The sequence below is a fragment of the Mycetocola reblochoni REB411 genome, from assembly GCF_900163835.1.
Classification (GTDB): domain Bacteria; phylum Actinomycetota; class Actinomycetes; order Actinomycetales; family Microbacteriaceae; genus Mycetocola_B; species Mycetocola_B reblochoni.
The window spans coordinates 1-3,501 of the sequence record NZ_FUKR01000029.1 but is presented as its reverse complement, the minus strand read 5'-3'; the positions used below and the strand labels follow the sequence as shown (position 1 = coordinate 3,501).

Sequence of the window (3,501 nt, the reverse complement as noted above, 5' to 3'; positions counted from 1 at the left end):
TCGATCGGCCCGTCGACCGTCATCGTGAGCGTCGTGCTGCCCGACTCCGTCACGCCGGCCAAGCACGGCTGCTGGCCCAGGCACGTATACACCACTCCCAGCCCACCACACCGGCGCCGAGCGCTCCTGCGCCAAAGCCGCAGGCACCGCCCGCGAACAACGGTGGCAGCGGGCAGACTCCGCCGCCGAAGCCGACGCCGAAGACCTGACCTGGAGACGATCCGCACCTGAGAGGAGATGATGTTCCGTCATCCGGGCGGTGGCCCGTGAACAGCACACCCCTGGTGGTCAGCAGCGACCTGAGCCCGGGGTGGTTCACGGGTCACCGCCTGCTGTGCTGTCCGTACCTGACCGGCGACCCCGATCCGTTCGCCTGTTCAGGAGCACCCTATGGCCAGCACTGCGTCCACCCGCACCGAGTTCGAACTGTCAGCGGTTAAGTTCTCCCGCCTCACCAAACGCGGGATCCTCCTCGGCCTCTCACTCCCACAAGTCATCGCCCTCTCCGTCGCGGTTACCGTGTTCATCGCCTCCCTTTACACCGGAGGCCCGGCCGCGTTGTACACGTCCCCGATCTGGGGCACCGGCGCTGCCCTCGCCTGGGTACCGGTCGGTGGGCGGAAGCTCGTCGAATGGGTCCCGATCACCCTGCACTGGGTGCTCCGGCAAGCCCTCCAGCAGACGAGGTATCGACGTCGGATTGTGAAGCCACGTCCCGCGGGAACCCTCGCGTTGCCTGGAGATGCGGCGCCGTTGCGTCAGTACGAGGATCCCGAGAGCGGGGCGGTGATGGTGCATGACCCGCACGGGCAGACCCTGACGGCGCTGGTGGAAGTCACACACCCCTCATTCATCCTCCTCGACCCCGGCGAGCAGGAACGCCGCGTGCACGCCTGGGGCCGTGTCCTGTCCACCGCGTGTCGGTCCACCCGGATCGCCCGTCTGCAGGTCCTGGAGCGCACGGTCCCCGACTCCGGGTCGGGGCTCGCGCAGTGGTGGGCTGAGCACGGCAATGACGATGACTCCTGGGTCGCGACGACGTACCGGGAGCTCATCGACCGGGCAGGCCCTGCCGGGGAACGCCACATCTCGACCATCTCCCTGAGCTTGGATATGCGCGCTGCGTCCCGTGCGATCCGCACCGCCGGCGGCAGCCTCAAAGGTGCCGCGGTCGTGTTGCGGCAGGAGATGGAGACGCTCACCACCGCGCTCCGCACCTCAGACCTCAAACCCTCTGACTGGTACACGCCAGGGCAGCTCGCCATCGTGCTCCGCTCCGCCTACGACCCCGCGATAGCCGCGACCCTGGAACGATCCGGCGAGATCGGACAGGACCTCGCCACCGCAGGCCCGGTCGCGGTCGAAGAGACCTGGGACCAGCTGCGCTCCGACTCCGCGCATCATGCGGTGTTGTGGATCAGTGAGTGGCCGCGCTCACTCGTCTACCCAGGGTTCCTCGCACCCGTACTCCTCTCCAGCGGGATCCGGCGGGCGTTCACGCTGCTGTGTGACCCGATCCGCTCCGATCAGGCAGCACGGGATATTCGGAAGAAGAAGACCGAATACATCAGTGATGCGGCGCAGCGGCAGAAGGTCGGGCAGATCGAAGACGCCCAGCAGTCCGCCGAATACCAAGACGTCCTCCAACAGGAAGCCGACCTCACCAGCGGACACGGCGTCCTCCGCTACACCGGACTCCTCGCCATCTCCGCGTCTACCGCCGATGAGCTGGAAGCTGCAGTGTCGGCGATAGAGCAGGCAGCGATCCAAGCGTCGTGCGAAACCCGTCGCCTGGTCGGGCAGCAGGCACAGGCGTTCGTCGCGGCAGCGCTGCCGCTCTGCCGAGGCATCTGAGACATGAGGCGTACCTGACCGGTGTCACTGCACACTCCGCCGGAAGGCCACCATTTCATGGGACTGCACACCAGCCCGAAGAAGCTCTACTCCACCGTTCTCGTCGAAGACGGCACAGGTCGGAAGAACCGCAAGACCCGGGAACGTGCCGCCCGGCAAGTCATCGCCCGGGAGAACGCCGAGCAACGCGCCGCTGAGAAGGCGAAGCTCGCCGCGGAACGAGCCGAGGCACGCTCGACGAACTACCTCCCCCGGAGCGGCGAGCCAGGTCCCGCGGGATTGCGGTCGTATCGGGGGTTTCGGGTGCCCGCGCATCAGGACACCTCCGCGGCGTTGCAGGGCGCGTACCCGTTCCTCGCCGAAGGCGGCCTCGGCTCCCAGGGCGTGTTCGTCGGGCAGGACATGTACTCCGGCGGATCCTTCGTCTACGACCCGTGGGTGCTCTACCAGCGCGGCATCATCACTGCCCCCAACCTCGTCCTCGCCGGCATCGTCGGCAGTGGGAAGTCGTCCCTCGCCAAGTCGCTCTACACCCGCAGCATCCCGTTCGGGCGTCGCGTCTATGTCCCTGGTGATCCGAAGGGTGAGCACACGGCGGTTGCGGAGGCGGTGGGCGGGAAGGCAATCGTCCTCGGCCACGGGTTACGCAACCGGTTGAACCCGCTTGATGAGGGTTACCGGCCTGGAGGGCTCTCCGATGCCGAGTGGGCCTCGACGGTCGCGTCACGCCGCCGGGATCTGATCGGCGCCCTCGCCGAGACCGTGCTCGAGCGGTCGTTGTCGCCGTTGGAACACACGGTCATCGATATCGCCCTCCAGGCCGTGGTCGCGAGTAACGATGTGCCGATTCTGCCGATGGTCGTCGACCGCATCCTCACTCCCGACCCCACAGATGACGACCGGCTTGCCGAGGACGGGCGGATGGTCGGCCATGCTCTGCGTCGCCTCGTTTCCGGCGACCTCCAGGGCCTGTTCGACGGACCCTCCACGGTGACGTTTGATCCGACGTTGCCGATGATCACCCTCGACTTGTCCCGCGTCGTGGAGAACTCCACCCTCATCAGCGTGCTGATGACGTGCTCGTCGGCGTGGATGGAATCCGCTCTGTTGGACCCGAACGGCGGGCAACGGTGGGTGGTCTATGACGAGGCGTGGCGGCTGATGTCGCATCCGGCGTTGTTGAAGCGGATGGACGCGCACTGGCGGCTCGCCCGACATTACGGGATCGCGAACCTGCTCATCTTTCACAAGCTCACCGACCTCGACAACGTCGGCGACCACGGCTCCGCCATGCGCTCCCTCGCCAACAGCCTGCTCGCGAATGCGGAGTCGCGGATCATCTACCGGCAAGAATCCGACCAGATCGGGACCACCGGGAAGACCCTCGGCCTCACCGGCACCGAACAGAAACTCCTCCCGTCGCTTGGGACGGGGCAGGGGCTGTGGCGGATCAAAGAATCGTCATACGTCGTCCAACATCAGTTGCACCCGGAGGAGTTGCGGGCCTTCGACACCACCCAGCGGATGACCCAGAAACCCCGGGAATTCAGGGATCCTGGACGCTCCGGAGACCTGTCTTGAGCGTAGACGGACGGTGACGTCCCGTGGAGTGGTGGAGATTCCGATCGGGTTGTCTGCGTCGTAGAC

Annotated in this window: 2 protein-coding genes; both read left to right on the top strand. The window is 66.5% G+C overall.

The genetic code is table 11. The features are described from left to right. Positions 1 to 390 precede the first annotated feature (390 nt). Positions 391 to 1,854 carry an SCO6880 family protein gene (locus FM119_RS04915; protein ID WP_087136573.1) on the top strand — a complete coding sequence of 488 codons (1,464 nt, stop codon included), beginning with the start codon at positions 391 to 393 and terminating at the stop codon, positions 1,852 to 1,854. Positions 1,855 to 1,911: 57 nt separating this feature from the next. Continuing rightward, the gene (locus tag FM119_RS04910) at positions 1,912 to 3,435 is read left to right on the top strand and encodes an ATP-binding protein (protein WP_087136572.1); all 1,524 of its coding nucleotides are present in this window, start codon (positions 1,912 to 1,914) and stop codon (positions 3,433 to 3,435) included. Positions 3,436 to 3,501: the final 66 nt, after the last annotated feature.

Excerpts from the sequence above, each read along its gene's own strand:
- FM119_RS04915 (WP_087136573.1), top strand. The coding sequence starts at position 391 with ATGGCCAGCACTGCGTCCACCCGCACCGAGTTCGAACTGTCAGCGGTT.
- FM119_RS04910 (WP_087136572.1), top strand. The coding sequence starts at position 1,912 with ATGGGACTGCACACCAGCCCGAAGAAGCTCTACTCCACCGTTCTCGTC.